Below are 13,705 nucleotides of genomic sequence, written 5' to 3' on the forward strand. Positions count from 1 at the left end.
ACGGACATGGACATAGAACTTCCGGGATTCGACATCGAACGCGAGCTGGGCGAAGGCGCCATGGCCACGGTCTACCTGGCCACCCAGCGCTCGCTGCAGCGCAAGGTGGCGCTGAAGGTGATGGCCGCGGCGCTGGCCGCCGACCCGAGCTTCGCCGAACGCTTCCTGCGCGAAGGTCGGACCCTGGCGCGGCTGTCGCACCCGAACACGGTGACCATCCACGACATCGGCAACGTCGGCAGTTGCTACTACATGGCCATGGAATACCTGCCCAACGGCACGCTCAAGGAGCGCATCCAGCAGGGCCTCGATCCCGAGCAGGGCCTGGCCTACGTACGGCAGGTGGCCGCCGCGCTCGGCTACGCGCACTCCCAGGGCCTGGTGCATCGAGACGTGAAGCCGGCCAATATCCTGTTCCGCGCCGACGGCACCGCGGTGCTCTCGGACTTCGGCATCGCCAAGTCGATCGAGGACAATACCCAGTTCACCCAGGTCGGCTTCGCCGTCGGCACCCCCAGCTACATGAGCCCGGAGCAGGCCCGCGGGCAGGAGATCGACGGCCGCGCCGACCTCTACGCGCTGGGCGTGGTGCTCTACGAGATCCTCACCGGCAAGCTGCCCTACAACGGCAAGGATTCGCTCTCCACCGCCCTGGCCCACCTCACCGAGCCGCTGCCGGAACTGCCGATCGAGCAGGGCCGCTACCAGGACATCCTGCGCCAGTTGCTGGCCAAGGACCCGGCCGAGCGCTTCCCAACCGCCGGCGCGCTGATCGCCGCCCTCGACCGCCTGGCGCCGAGCGCCCTGGAAGCCACCCAGATCCGTCCGCTGGCGACGCCGCAGGGCTCGCCGCGAGCGAGCAACCCGCCGCCGGCCGAACCCGCGCCCCTGCCGCCCGCCGACCTCGGCGGCCTGCAACCGGTGTCGATCCAGTTGCCGCCGGTCACGCCCAGCGCCGGCGGCGCCACGCCGCCCCCGCCCCCGCCCCCGCCTCCGCCATCGCAAGCGGCGAAACCGCCATCGCCCCCGCCGCCTCCGCTGCCACCGGCGAAGCCGCGTGCCGGCGGCAGCCGCACGCCGCTGATCGCCGCCGCCGCGGCCGCCGTGCTCCTGGCGATCGGCGGCGGCGCCTGGTGGCTGCTGGGCTCGGGCGACGCGCCGAGCGCTGCCGATCCAGCGCCGCTGGGACAGACGCCGGCGGACAAGCCGCAGCAGCAGACCCCGGTGGCCGATGCCGAACAGGACGGCGGCGAGCGTCCGCTGCTGATGCCAGGCAAGAAGACCCTGTTCCAGCGCGTCCTGACCAAACCCGGCGCGGCCATCTCCGCCGAGGCTGGCGGCCCGCCCCGGGCCGGCGCGGTGCCGGCCTTCTCGGTGCTCTACGTGTACGCCCGCAAGCAGGTCGGCGGCAGCCCCTGGCTGCGCGTCGGCGCCTCCAGCAACGGCGAGGGCGACGGCTGGCTGCCGGCCAGCGCGGTGAGCGACTGGAAGCAGAGCCTGGTGCTGAAATTCACCGAACGCTCCGGCCGCGCGCCGGTGATGTTCCTCAACAGCGCCGAGCAGGTCGAGCGCCTGCTCGGCGATACCCGCGCAGCGCGCGACACCCTGACCCAGGCGGTGGACCACAAGGGCGATCCGCAGGTGGTCGCGGTCGAGCCCAACGACCGGGCGATCCCCCAGGACCAGTTCTACCTGCTGCCGATCTTCGACTCGAAGGAAAGCTTCGACGCCGACGGCCAGCCGGCGCAGTTGCTGGAGGTCGCCTCGATCGACCCCGGCGGCAGCGCCGCGGCACCCCAGGCGCCGGGCCAGGCCGGGCAGGGCGGCGCCAGCGGCGCGGCGAGCGACACCTTCCGCACCGGCATCGTCCTGGTGGTGGACACCTCGGTGTCGATGCAGCCCTACATCGACCGCGTGCGCGAGGTGATCGACGGCCTGCAGCGGCAGATCGGCGAGCGCGGCGACCTGGACAAGGTCAGCTTCGGCCTGGTCGGTTTCCGCAACAACACCGACAAGACCCCCGGCCTGGAATACGTCAGCAAGACCCTGGTGCCGCTGCAACCGGGCAACGACGCGCAGCGCTTCGCCGAGTTGAGCAGCCAGGTGCGCGCCACCGACGTCTCCAGCCACTCGTTCAACGAAGACGCCTTCGCCGGGATCATGCAGGCGGTCGACGAAATGGACTGGTCGCCCTACGCCGGGCGCGTGGTGCTGCTGGTCACCGACGCCGGCGCGCTGCGCAAGAACGACCCGCTCGGGCGCACCCAGATGAACGAGGCCGAGGTCCGCCAGGCGGCGCTGCGCAAGGGCGTGAAGATCTATGCCCTGCACCTGCGCACCCCGGCCGGGAAGAACAACCACGGCTACGCCGAGCAGCAGTACCGCAGCCTCACCGCCGACGCCAACCCGAAGATCGCCGACCTCTACATCCCGGTGGCCGGCGGCGAGGTGAACGCCTTCGGCAACACGGTGAAGGAGATCGGCACGGTGTTCGCCGACCTGGTCCACGACGCCGGCAACCGCAAGCCGCAGGCGCCGCGCTTCGACGCCGCGCCAAGCGTGGCGAGCAAGTCGGCGGCCATCGGCTACGCCATGCAGATGGAATTCCTCGGTCGCCGCGACCCGGTGCGCGCGCCGCAGGTCGTCACCGCCTGGACCGCCGACCGTGACCTGACCAACCCGGCGCTGCCGGCGTTCCAGGTCTGCGTGCTGCTGAGCAAGCTGCAACTCAACGAACTGCAACAGTCGCTGAAACTGATCGTCGACGCGGCCAAGCGCACCCAGACCTCGCCCAAGGACTTCTTCCAGGAAATCGCCAGCGCCAGCGCCTACATGAGCCGCGACCCGGCGCAACTGGTGAAGGGCAGCAACCTGGCGCAGAGCGGCGTGCTCGGCGAATACCTGGAAGGCCTGCCGTACCGCAGCAAGTCGCTGAACATGACCCAGGACCTCTGGCTGTCGCTGAGCGTCGCCGAACAGCAGGACTTCATCGACGAACTGGAGTCGAAGATCCACCTCTACGAAACCTTCCACAACGACGTCGCCAACTGGGTCCGGTTCGGCGACGCCGACGCCGGCGACGCGCTGTACCGCGTGCCGCTGTCGACGCTGCCATGATCCTGCGCCTGCACGAGGTCGCCCGCAGCCACGGCGCCGGTCGCCAGCGCTACCGCCTGCGGGTGCCGGCGCTGGAATTGCGCGCGGGTCGCCAACTGGCCATCGTCGGCCCCAGCGGCTGCGGCAAGAGCACCCTGCTCGACCTGCTGGCGCTGGCCCTGGCGCCGGACCCGGGCGGGCGCTTCGAATTCCTCGCCGGAGAACGCCCGCAGGACATCGCCGCGCTCTGGCGCGACGGCCGCCAGGACCGCTTGGCGGCGCTGCGCCGGCAGCACTGCGGCTACGTGCTGCAAAGCGGCGGGTTGCTCGAGTTCCTCGATGTGCGGCGCAACATCGGACTGCCCTGCGCGTTGCTCGGCGCCCCATCCGCCGAGCGCGTGCAGGCGCTGGCCGAGCGGCTGGAAATCGGCGACCAGCTGGACAAGAAACCGGCGGCGCTGTCGGTCGGCCAGCGCCAGCGGGTCGCCATCGCCCGCGCCCTGGCGCATGCGCCGCGCCTGTTGCTGGCCGACGAGCCGACCGCGGCGCTCGACCCGCTGAACGCCGAACGGGTGATGCGCCTGCTGGTGGAGCAGGCCCGCGAGCGCGGCGCCTGCACCGTGGTCGCCACCCACGACGAGCGCCTGGCTCGCGCCGCCGGCCTGGAAGTCCTGGCCATCCGCTGGCAACGCGAGGCCGACGACAGCGTCGGCGCCTGCCTCGAGGAAGTTGGCTGATGCGCGCCGGCCTGCTGCTCTCGCTGGCCTGGGCCGACTACCGCGGCGAGGCGCGCCTGTCGCTCTGCGCGATCTTCGCCCTGGCGGCGGTGATCACCCCGCTTCTGGTGCTGTTCGGCCTCAAGTACGGCCTGGTCAGCACCCTCACCGAGCGGCTGGAGCGCGCGCCTTCGGTGCGCGAGATCATTCCAGTCGGCGGCGCCCGCTACCGTGCCGAGGACATCGCCGCCCTGGCCGCACGCGCGGACGTCGCCTTCGCCGTGCCGCGCACCCGGCAGATCGCCGCCACCGCCGACCTCAGCGGCGGCGGCGAGACCGCCCTGAGCGTCGAGATGATTCCCAGCGCCGCCGGCGACCCGCTGCTGGCCGGCCTGCCGCAACCCGACCGGCCGACCCGCGTGGTGCTCAGCCACGGCGCCGCGGAAAAACTCGGCGCCCAGCCTGGCGAGCGCATCGTCGCGCGCATCGGCCGGCGCATGGATGGCCAGGCACAGAGCCAGCGCCTGGAGCTGGAAGTGCTCGCGGTGCTGCCGCAGGAGCGTTTCGCCCGCGACGCGCTGTTCGCCCCGCTGGCCCTGCTGGAAGCCGCCGAGGACTATCGCGACGGTCGCGCGGTGGCCGCCTACGGCTGGCCGGGGAAGGCCGGCGAGACCCCGCGCGCACGCATCTACCCGGGCTTCCGCCTGTACGCCCGAGACCTCGATGCGGTGGAAGGGCTGCGCCGGCACTTCGTCGCGAGTGGCGTGGAAGTCGCCACCCAGGCCGAGGCCATCGCCCAGGTGCGCAGCCTCAGCCGCAACCTCGGCCTGGTGTTCTGGATCGTCGCCGCGCTGGCCATCGGCGGTGCCTTCGCCGCCATCGCCGCCAGCAGCCTGGCCGCCGTCGAACGCAAGCGCCGCGCCCTGGCGGTGCTACGTCTGCTGGGCTTCCCGACCGCCGCGCTGGTCGGCTTCGTCATGCTCCTGGCGCTGTTCAGCGCCGTCTTCGGCCTGTTCCTCGCCGGGCTGCTGTACGCCGCCACGGCCGGCGCGCTGAACCACCTGTTCGACAACCAGAGCGGCGAGTTCGTCTGCCGCCTGCTGCCCAGCCACTACCTGACGGCGCTGCTCGCCACGCTGCTGTGCAGCGTCCTGGCCGCCGCCAGCGGCGGCTGGCGCGCGGCGCGGATCGAAGCCGCAGAGGGATTACGCGATGTTTGAGAAAGCCATTCTTCCGCTCGCCCTCGGCGCCTGCCTGGCATTTGCCGCGCCGGCCTGGGCCGAAGGCGACTCGCCGGACAATCCCAAGCCGCTGGCCGACGACGTCGCCCTGCCGCTGCCGTGTGGCGGCGAGATGGTCTTCCGGCATGTCTACGTACTCGCCGAAGGCGCCCTCGACGATCGCGAGGTCAACCTCGGCTACGCCTTCAACGAAGGCGAGGCGGGCTACCAGCAGTCGTTCATCTCCGGCTACCGGCGCGACTACGTGAACGGCCAGTTCAGCCTCGCCGACCTGGCACCGGCCTGGCAGCAGAAGCTCTCCGCCAGCCTGCCGAAGCCTGCCGCCGGCACCCCGCTGAAGCCGATGCTGTACTTCATCGGCAAGTACGAGGTGACCGCCCGCCAGTACGCCGCGGTGATGAGCCAGGCGGCCGCGCTCTCCGGCCAGGGCGAGGCGCCGGCCTGCGACGTGCCGGACGGGATGGCCGCGCGGCTGCCCAAGGTCAACCTCTCGCGCTTCGACGCCGAACGCTTCGGCGCGGTGTACAGCGCCTGGCTGCTGAAGAACCACCCGGAACTGCTGCCGGTCAGCGGCCGCGGCAAGAATCCCGAGGACGGCGGCATCGGCTTCGTCCGCCTGCCCACCGAGGTCGAGTGGGAGTTCGCCGCGCGCGGCGGCCAGGCGGTCAGCCGCCAGGAACTGGAAGGCCGGCTGTTCCCGCGCAAGGTCGAGGGCAGCGACCAGGAAGGCCCGCTGGGCGACTGGGCGGTGTACAACCAGGTCGCCGGCGGCACCGGGCAGGCCGCGCGACTGTTGCCGGTAGGGATGAAGCGGCCGAACCCGCTGGGCCTGTTCGACGTGATCGGCAATGCCGCGGAGATGGTCCAGGAGTCCTTCCAGCTGGTCCACGCCGGTCGCCGGCAGGGCACATATGGCGGTTTCGTGGTGAAGGGCGGGAACTATCTCGAAGGCGAGATGACTCTATTCACCGGGATGCGCCGCGAATACCCGCTGTTCGCCGCCGACGGCAGCGAACAGCGCAACGAGACCACCGGTTTCCGTGTCGCCATCGGCGCGCTGTCCGCGCCGCGCTCGCGCTATCCCGAGCTGTTCGCCCAATGGCAGAAGGAAGGCCGACTAGCGGCATTGACCGATGCCATCGATGACGCTCAAGATCCCACCAAGCAATTGGACGGAATCATTGCCGCCACCCGCGACCCGCAGATGCAGGCGCAGTTGGCCCAGATAAACGAGGAACTCAAGCGTAACGTTTCGTTGATCGCCCGGCAGCGCGAAGAGGCCGCCGGAAACCTGATACAGTCGGCGGCACTGGTCGCCGAGACGATCAACAACTACAACATACGCCTGACCAACCTCAAGAAGGACAGGGAGAAAGCCGTGGCAGCCAGGGATCAGGCGACCGCCCAGCTCTATGCCGGCGCCATCGCCAACGGGCGCAGCGCCCTCGATGGCGCATTGGCCATCTACATCGACAACCTCGCCACCGGCACCCGTTACACCGACGCGGTGATCCAGGCGCAGTTCCAGCGCATCCAGGAAGAACTCAATCGCAACCCGGTTCTGGGCAAGAGCCTGGTCAAGCGCGCGACCCTGTTCGTCAAACACGTCGGAGATTATCGCCAGCAGCACCGGGCCGAGCCGGAGGCGGTATTGAAGGAATTGCTCGCGTCCAGCGGGCGTTGAAGGAGTTCCGTCCGGCCCCTCTCGGCAGCCGGGCGGTTCATCAAACCAGGAGTGAGATGCAATGAGCCAACCCAGCGAAAACCGTTTGATCACCTCGGCGCGCTACGCGCTCTGCCTGTTGACCGCCAGCGGCGTGCTGCTCAGCGGCTGCGCCAGCAGCGGCGTCGGCTCGGTCGCCCAGACCACCCGCGCGGAATACTACCCGTCCTGCTACGAGCCGGTGTCGCACCTGCGCAGCACCGATAACGCAGTGCGCAATTCGGCCATCACCGGCGCCATTACCGGCGGCCTCCTGGGCGGCCTGGCCGGCGGCCTGGCCAGTGACGAGAACCGCGGCCGCAATGCCGCCCTCGCTGCCGCAGGCGGCGCCCTGGCCGGCGGCGCGGCGGGCTACTACATGGAGAAGCAGAAGCAGATCAGCGATGACCGCGCGCGCATCGGCTCCTACGGTACCGACGTCGACCGCAGCACCGTCGAGATCAACCGTAGCGTGGCCTACGCCAAGTCGGCGCAAAGCTGCTACCAGAGCCAGTTCAAGGCTCTGCTCGACGGTCGCAAGAACAAGTCGATCAACGAAGCCGAAGGGCGCAAGCGCCTGGCCGAGATCGTCAGCGGCCTGCAGGAGACCAACGCCTTGCTGGTCGCCGCCAACGGCCGTGCCGGCGAGAACATCAGCAACTACACCCAGGCCTACGAGAAAGACCTGCAGCAGGTCGGTGTACCGCGCGCCGAGGTGACCAAGGTCGCCGAGGCCGAGAACCGCGCCAGCACTACGAAAGGCGGCAGCAAGCCCAAGACCGGCAGCAATCCCAAGGTGCCGAAGGAAGCGGTCGCCACCGAGCAGACCATCCGCAAGGCCCAGGACGCGCAAAGCGAAGGCAACAAGGTGGCCTCCCAGGGCCAGGGCATGATCCGGGAGGTCTGCAACAGCCCGGACATGGGCGACTGGGCGCCGCCGAGCTGCGCCAAGGCCTGATCGGCCTCGTTACCGGCACGAACGCGACGGCGACCTTCGGGTCGCCGTTTCGTTGAGGGGGCTGGCGCGCTGACCCGACCGGCCTGAAGGTCGAGCGTTCGCCGGGACGGCTGCTTCCGACGTTTCCGGCTTCCCGGCGGCAGCGGTTCTTCCCGCAGGGCGGATATCGCCACCGGCACGCTCCGCCGCTACTCCGCCCTATACGAAATGCTGCACCGCGGGGAAAACGCTAGAACAACGCCATCTGCGCCCCCGGCACGGCGAACCGGCTGCAATCCAGCCCGAAGCCCTCGCGGCGGTCCAGCCCGAGGCGCTTCATCGCCACCGCGAAACGCTGCGCCAGCAGGTCGGCGAACGGTCCCTGGCCACGAAAGCGGTGGCCGAAGCGGCTGTCGTAGACCTCGCCGCCACGGCATTGGCGGACCAGGCTCATCACATGCTCGGCGCGTTGCGGGTAGTGCGCCGCCAGCCATTCCTCGAACAGCGGGCCGACTTCGCGCGGCAGGCGCAGGAGCATGTACGCGGCGCTGCGCGCGCCGGCGTCCCGCGCCGCCTGGAGCAGGCGCTCCAGCTCCATGTCGTTGACCATCGGGATCATCGGCGAGCAGAGCACGCCCACCGGGATGCCGTTGCCGCTGAGCGTGCGGATCGCCCGCAGTCGCGCCGAGGGCGCCGCCGCGCGCGGTTCGAGAATGCGCTTCAGCTCGTCGTCGAGGGTGGTCAGGCTGATCATCACCGCCACCAGGTTCTGCTCCGCCAGTTCGCGCAGCAGGTCGAGGTCGCGAAGGATCAGCGAGCCCTTGGTGACGATGGTCAGCGGGTGACGGAAGCGCAGCAGCACCTCCAGCACCTGGCGGGTCAGGCGGCGTTCGCGCTCCAGCGGCTGGTAGGGGTCGGTATTGGCGCCCAGGTTGATCGGCGCGCAGCGATAGCCGGGCTTGCTCAGTTCCTGCTCCAGCGCGCTGGCGACGTTGCTCTTGGCGATCAGCCGGGTCTCGAAATCGATCCCCGGCGAGAGGTCCCAATAGGCATGGCTGGGCCGCGCATAGCAGTAGATGCAGCCATGCTCGCAACCACGGTAGGGATTGATCGAACGATCGAAAGGGAGGTCCGGCGACTGGTTGCGGGAGATCACCGTGCGGGCGATCTCCTCGCGCACCTCGGTGAGCTGGATCGGCGGCACGTCCTGCTCCCAGCCATCGTCGAAGGCCTCGCTGTGGGTCGGGGCGAAGCGGTTGAGGGGGTTGCTGGCGGTACCGCGACCGCGCGGGGGCAGGGGAGCGCTCATGAGGGGAACCCGGCGAAATACTGTATATGGATACAGTATCGCACCGGGCCCCGGCCCACAGCCATCGCCGCCGGTCGGCGGCGAGCGGTCAGGCGTCGGGCTTCTTCTTCAGCTTGGGATTGGGGAAGAACTGCACCGACTGCACCTTCGGGTTGGCCGGCTTCGGCGCGTTCTGGTTGACCCGCGTACCCAGCTCCTTCGGGATCGACTGGCCCTGGGCGTTGAGCGTGTCGGCGTAGCCGCAGGCCACGCATTCGCGGTGCGGCACGCCGTCCTCTTCCCACATCTGGATCTTGTCCTGTTCGCTGCACGCCGGGCAGACCGCCCCGGCGATGAAGCGCTTCCTGGTGGTCGCCGGGCTCATGCAGCCTCCCCGACCAGCCCGGAGTGACGCAGCAGGGCGTCGATGGACGGCTCGCGACCGCGGAAATCGACGAACAACAGCATCGGCTCGCGGGAGCCGCCGCGGGCCAGGATCGCCTCGCGGAAGGCACGCCCGGTATCGGGGTTGAACACGCCTTCTTCCTCGAAACGCGAGAAGGCATCGGCGGACAGCACCTCGGCCCACTTGTAGCTGTAGTAACCGGCCGCGTAGCCGCCGGCGAAGATGTGCGCGAAGCTGTTGGCGAAGCGGTTGTACGCCGGCGGACGCATCACCGCCACTTCGTCGCGGATGCCCTCGAGCACCTGCAGCACGCTGCGGCCGTCGCCGTGGGTGGCGTGCAGCTCGAAGTCGAAGAGGGAGAACTCCAGCTGGCGGACCATCATCATCCCGGACTGGAAGTTCTTCGCCGCCAGCATCTTCTCCAGCAGGTCCTGCGGCAGCGCCTCGCCGGTCTCGTAGTGGGCGGAGATCAGCGCCAGGCCTTCCGGTTCCCAGCACCAGTTCTCCATGAACTGGCTGGGCAGCTCGACGGCGTCCCAGGCCACCCCGTTGATCCCGGAGGCGGCGGCATGCTCGACGCGGGTCAGCAGGTGGTGCAGGCCATGGCCGAACTCGTGGAACAGGGTAGTGACCTCGTCGTGGGTCAGCAGCGCCGGCTTGCCGTTCACCGCCGGGGTGAAGTTGCACACCAGGTAGGCCACCGGGTCGATCAGCCGGCCCTGGGCGTCGCGCCGGCGGTCGCGGGCGCCGTCCATCCAGGCACCGCCGCGCTTGTTGGCGCGGGCATAGAGGTCGAAGTAGAAGCGGCCGACGTGCTCGCCGTTCTCGAGGATCTCGAACAGGCGTACGTCGGCGTGCCAGCGTTCGAAATCGTGCAGTTCGCGGATCTGGATGCCGTAGAGGCGCTCGACGATGGCGAACAGGCCGGAAAGCACCTTGTCCACCGGGAAGTAGGCACGCAGCGCCTCCTGGGACACGCTGTAGCGCGCCTCGCGGAGTTTCTCGGCGTAGTAGCCGGCGTCCCAGCTCTGCAATTCGGTGCAGCCCTGCTCGGCGGCGTAGGCGCGCAGCTGCTCCAGGTCGCGGGCGGCGAACGGCTTGCTGCGCACCGCCAGGTCGCGGAGGAAGCTGAGCACCTGGTCGCTGGACTCGGCCATCTTGGTCGCCAGCGACAGCTCGGCGTAGTTGGCGAAGCCGAGCAGGCCGGCCAGCTCCTGGCGCAGGTCGAGGATCTCTTCCATCACCGGACCGTTGTCGTTCTGCCCGGCGTTCGGGCCCTGGTCGGAGGCGCGGGTGCAATAGGCGGCGTATACCTCTTCGCGCAGGGCGCGGTCATCGGCATAGGTCATCACCGCGTAGTAGCTGGGGAACTCCAGGCTGATCAGCCAGCCGTCCAGGCCCTTGGCCTCGGCGGCCTGCTTCATCTGGGCCTTGGCCGAATCGGTCAGGCCGGCCAGCGCGGCTTCGTCGGTGACATGCTTGGTCCAGGCCTGGGTGGCGTCGAGCAGCTGGTTGGAGAAACGGCTACCCAGCTCGGACAGGCGCGACTGCACCTCGGCATAGCGCTTCTGCTTGTCCGCCGGCAAGTCGATGCCGGACAGGCGGAAGTCGCGCAGGGCGTGTTCGAGGATGGTTTTCTGGGCCACGTCGAAGCCGGCCGCCTCGGGGCTCTTCGCCAGCGCCTCGTAGGCCTCGAACAGGGCGCGGTTCTGCCCCAGCTCGGTGGAGTAGGCCGACAGCTCCGGCAGACAGGCCTCGTAGGCCTCGCGCAGCTCGGCGCTGTTGCACACCGCGTTGAGGTGGCTGACCGGACTCCAGGCGGCGCCCAGACGGTCGTTGAGTTCGTCCATCGCCAGCACCAGGCCCTTCCAGGTCGGCTGCTCGCGCTGGGTTTCCAGCAGGCGGGCGATGGCGGCGCGGTTATCGGCGAGGATCCGCTCGATGGCCGGCTTCACGTGTTCCGGGCGAATGGAGGAGAAAGGCGGCAGGTCGTAGGCCTGCAGAAGGGGATTCGCGCTCACGTTGGCAACCTTGGCTAAGGAAATACCCGACCATCTTAAATACAATCGGCGGCATCCGCAGCCTGAGGAAAACTATCGTGACCATTCGTTCCTACCAGGGCAAAACGCCACTGCTCGGCGAGCGGGTCTTCGTCGATCCCTCGGCCGTGCTCGTCGGCGACATCGAGATCGGCGCCGACAGCTCGGTCTGGCCGCTGGTGGTGATCCGCGGCGACATGCACCGCATCCGCATCGGCCAGCGCAGCAGCATCCAGGACGGCAGCGTGCTGCACATCACCCACGCCGGCCCCTTCAACCCGGACGGTTTTCCGCTGAGCATCGGCGACGAAGTGACCGTCGGGCACAAGGTCCTGCTGCACGGTTGCAGCATCGGCAACCGGGTGCTGGTGGGGATGGGCTCGATCGTCATGGACGGCGCGGTGATCGAGGACCAAGTGATCCTCGGCGCCGGCAGCCTGGTGCCGCCGGGCAAGGTGCTGGAGAGCGGCTTCCTCTACGTCGGCAGCCCGGCGAAGAAGGCCCGTCCGCTGAGCGACAAGGAGCGCGGCTTCTTCGCCTACACCGCCGGCAACTACGTGAAGCTCAAGGACCTGCACATCGCCGAGGACTACCATGCGTGACGCCGCGCTGCGCTACCCGAACATCCTCTTCGATCTCGACGGCACCCTCACCGACCCACGCGAGGGCATCACCCGCTCGGTGCAGTTCGCCCTCGCCCGCCTGGGCATCGACGAGCCGGACCTGGCGCGCCTGGAACACTTCATCGGCCCCCCGCTGTTGCAGTGCTTCATGCAGACCTACGGCTTCGACGAAGCGCGCGCCTGGGAGGCGGTGAACCACTACCGCGAGCGCTTCAGGGTCACCGGTCTCTACGAGAACCGCGTGTTCGACGGCATTCCCGAGCTGCTCGAAGCCCTGGTCGGACGCGGCCACACGCTCTACGTCGCGACCAGCAAGCCCGGCGTGTTCGCCCGCGAGATCGCCCGCCACTTCGCCTTCGACCGTCACTTCAAGGCGATCTACGGCAGCGAGCTGGACGGCACGCGCACGCACAAGGACGAACTGATCCGCCATCTGCTCGACAGCGAAGGCCTGGCAGCGGAGCATTGCCTGATGATCGGCGACCGCATGCACGACCTGCTCGGCGCCAGCCGCAACGGTGTCGCCTGCATCGGCGTCGGCTACGGCTTCGGCAGCGAAGACGAACTGCGCGCGCACCAGCCGACCCATTACTGCGCCGACCTCGCCGCCCTGCGGCAGGTATTGGAATCCCACTGACCCATGCTCCGTTTCAGACAAGGACGCCTGACATGACCGACAATCCCTTCGCCACCCCCACCGCCCCGGTGCAGCCGCCGGCCAGAGAGGTGCCCGCCACCACCCAGCCCTATGCGTTCATCGCGGTGCTGGCGCTGGTCACCTGCCTGTCCTTCGCCGTAAGCCTGGGCATCCAGTGGTACAACGACATCGGCGAGATCCGCCAGCGTTTCTCCGAGCACCTGCAACTGATGGCGCCGCACTGGTTCACCGGCCTGGTGTTCTACGCGGCGGCCAACCTGCTGGTGCTGCATGCCTACCGCGAGAAGCGGCAGCTCGTCGAGTTCCGCCCGCTGGCGCTGCTGCTGATCGGCTACGGTCTGCTCAACCTGGTCTGCGGCATGCTCGCCGGGATCGGCCTGGCACCGCTGACGCTGCCGTTCTACCAGTGGGTGACGGCGCAATCCAGCTACGGCGTCTGGCTGATGGCGTTCAACGAAGCGATGAGCTGGGTCTACCTGCTCCTGGGCAGCCTGCTGCCGTTGGGGCTGGTGCTGCTCGGCAGCCGGGTGAACTCGCCGCGCCTGGCCGAAGGGGAAGAAGCCCGCGTCGCTGCCTGGCAGGTCGCCCTGGGCGCCGCGCTGTGTTTCGCCACGCTGTGTTTCAAGCTGATGCAGTTCCTTCCCTACGCCCTGCTGCGCTACGACGAGCCTTGGCTATACGGCCTGTACCTGAGCGGCGTGGCGTTGCCCGCGGCGCTGCTCTTCGGCGCCGTCTGCACGCGCCTGCCGGCGCGCCTGCAACGCTTCGCCGCCGGCCGCGCGCTGCTGCTCGCGGTGGTCGCGATGCTGCTCTGGAGCGTGGCGCTGCTGGCGGTCGGCGGGGGGCTGGCGCTGCTGATGATCCTCGGCCTGGCGCCCGCTGGCATCGGCTATACGCTGCTGGTGGCGCTGCTCGGCGTCGGCCTGTTGGCGCTGCTCTGGCCGATCGGCCGGCTGGCCACGCGCTGGTGCTACGCCGACCAGCTCGCCGCCTGAGCAG

The 13,705-nt window shown here is 69.3% G+C and carries 11 protein-coding genes; 8 read left to right on the forward strand and 3 right to left on the reverse strand.

All coding sequences use genetic code 11. The features are described from left to right. The first annotated feature begins 6 nt into the window (after window positions 1-6). From ppkA to tagQ, 5 genes are all read left to right on the forward strand, one after another. A complete protein-coding gene (ppkA, locus tag HMPREF1224_RS27035; RefSeq protein WP_010793593.1) occupies window positions 7-3,117 on the forward strand; it encodes a serine/threonine protein kinase PpkA in 3,111 nt (1,036 codons plus the stop codon). Further along, window positions 3,114-3,833: a type IV secretion associated ABC transporter ATP-binding protein TagT gene (gene tagT, locus HMPREF1224_RS27040; RefSeq protein ID WP_003114657.1), complete on the forward strand. Its 720-nt coding sequence runs from the start codon at window positions 3,114-3,116 to the stop codon at window positions 3,831-3,833. The genes ppkA and tagT overlap by 4 nt, the downstream gene beginning before the upstream one ends. Beyond that, the gene (gene tagS / locus HMPREF1224_RS27045) at window positions 3,833-5,032 is read left to right on the forward strand and encodes a type IV secretion associated ABC transporter permease TagS (RefSeq protein ID WP_003083634.1); all 1,200 of its coding nucleotides are present in this window, start codon (window positions 3,833-3,835) and stop codon (window positions 5,030-5,032) included. The genes tagT and tagS overlap by 1 nt, the downstream gene beginning before the upstream one ends. Then, window positions 5,025-6,737 carry a type VI secretion system-associated regulator TagR gene (tagR, locus tag HMPREF1224_RS27050; RefSeq protein WP_003106615.1) on the forward strand — a complete coding sequence of 571 codons (1,713 nt, stop codon included), beginning with the start codon at window positions 5,025-5,027 and terminating at the stop codon, window positions 6,735-6,737. The genes tagS and tagR overlap by 8 nt, the downstream gene beginning before the upstream one ends. Before the next feature lie 61 nt (window positions 6,738-6,798). After that, window positions 6,799-7,713: a type VI secretion system-associated lipoprotein TagQ gene (gene tagQ, locus HMPREF1224_RS27055; RefSeq protein WP_003106614.1), complete on the forward strand. Its 915-nt coding sequence runs from the start codon at window positions 6,799-6,801 to the stop codon at window positions 7,711-7,713. A 229-nt stretch (window positions 7,714-7,942) separates the two neighbouring features. On the opposite strand, the gene HMPREF1224_RS27060 is transcribed toward tagQ, so the two are convergent. The 3 genes from HMPREF1224_RS27060 to prlC all read right to left on the reverse strand — a co-directional run bounded on the left by HMPREF1224_RS27060 (window position 7,943) and on the right by prlC (window position 11,407). Then, window positions 7,943-9,001, reverse strand: coding sequence for a PA0069 family radical SAM protein (locus HMPREF1224_RS27060; RefSeq protein WP_003083628.1), 1,059 nt, complete (start codon window positions 8,999-9,001; stop codon window positions 7,943-7,945). An 88-nt stretch (window positions 9,002-9,089) separates the two neighbouring features. Beyond that, on the reverse strand, window positions 9,090-9,365 hold the full coding sequence (locus tag HMPREF1224_RS27065) for a YheV family putative zinc ribbon protein (RefSeq protein ID WP_003162872.1): 276 nt from the start codon (window positions 9,363-9,365) through the stop codon (window positions 9,090-9,092). Continuing rightward, a complete protein-coding gene (gene prlC, locus HMPREF1224_RS27070) occupies window positions 9,362-11,407 on the reverse strand; it encodes an oligopeptidase A (protein ID WP_003083621.1) in 2,046 nt (681 codons plus the stop codon). Before prlC ends, HMPREF1224_RS27065 begins: the two co-directional genes overlap by 4 nt. Window positions 11,408-11,484: 77 nt before the next feature. Here prlC and HMPREF1224_RS27075 point away from each other — a divergent pair, with 77 nt between their 5' ends. The 3 genes from HMPREF1224_RS27075 to HMPREF1224_RS27085 are packed head-to-tail and all read left to right on the forward strand — an operon-like array spanning window position 11,485 to window position 13,701. Continuing rightward, on the forward strand, window positions 11,485-12,027 hold the full coding sequence (locus HMPREF1224_RS27075) for a gamma carbonic anhydrase family protein (protein WP_003128183.1): 543 nt from the start codon (window positions 11,485-11,487) through the stop codon (window positions 12,025-12,027). Next, a complete protein-coding gene (locus HMPREF1224_RS27080) occupies window positions 12,020-12,685 on the forward strand; it encodes an HAD family hydrolase (RefSeq protein WP_003118497.1) in 666 nt (221 codons plus the stop codon). Before HMPREF1224_RS27075 ends, HMPREF1224_RS27080 begins: the two co-directional genes overlap by 8 nt. Window positions 12,686-12,717: 32 nt before the next feature. Then, window positions 12,718-13,701, forward strand: a complete 984-nt coding sequence (locus HMPREF1224_RS27085; RefSeq protein ID WP_003114660.1) for a hypothetical protein — start codon at window positions 12,718-12,720, stop codon at window positions 13,699-13,701. Window positions 13,702-13,705 lie beyond the last annotated feature (4 nt).

The sequence above is a fragment of the Pseudomonas sp. P179 genome (genome assembly GCF_000478485.2).
GTDB classification, from domain to species: domain Bacteria; phylum Pseudomonadota; class Gammaproteobacteria; order Pseudomonadales; family Pseudomonadaceae; genus Pseudomonas; species Pseudomonas aeruginosa.

Coding starts and splice junctions, on each gene's coding strand:
- ppkA (WP_010793593.1), top strand. CDS start 7: ATGGACATAGAACTTCCGGGATTCGACATCGAACGCGAGCTGGGCGAA.
- HMPREF1224_RS27060 (WP_003083628.1), bottom strand. CDS start 9,001: ATGAGCGCTCCCCTGCCCCCGCGCGGTCGCGGTACCGCCAGCAACCCC.
- tagT (WP_003114657.1), top strand. CDS start 3,114: ATGATCCTGCGCCTGCACGAGGTCGCCCGCAGCCACGGCGCCGGTCGC.
- tagQ (WP_003106614.1), top strand. CDS start 6,799: ATGAGCCAACCCAGCGAAAACCGTTTGATCACCTCGGCGCGCTACGCG.
- HMPREF1224_RS27085 (WP_003114660.1), top strand. CDS start 12,718: ATGACCGACAATCCCTTCGCCACCCCCACCGCCCCGGTGCAGCCGCCG.
- tagR (WP_003106615.1), top strand. CDS start 5,025: ATGTTTGAGAAAGCCATTCTTCCGCTCGCCCTCGGCGCCTGCCTGGCA.
- tagS (WP_003083634.1), top strand. CDS start 3,833: ATGCGCGCCGGCCTGCTGCTCTCGCTGGCCTGGGCCGACTACCGCGGC.
- HMPREF1224_RS27065 (WP_003162872.1), bottom strand. CDS start 9,365: ATGAGCCCGGCGACCACCAGGAAGCGCTTCATCGCCGGGGCGGTCTGC.
- HMPREF1224_RS27080 (WP_003118497.1), top strand. CDS start 12,020: ATGCGTGACGCCGCGCTGCGCTACCCGAACATCCTCTTCGATCTCGAC.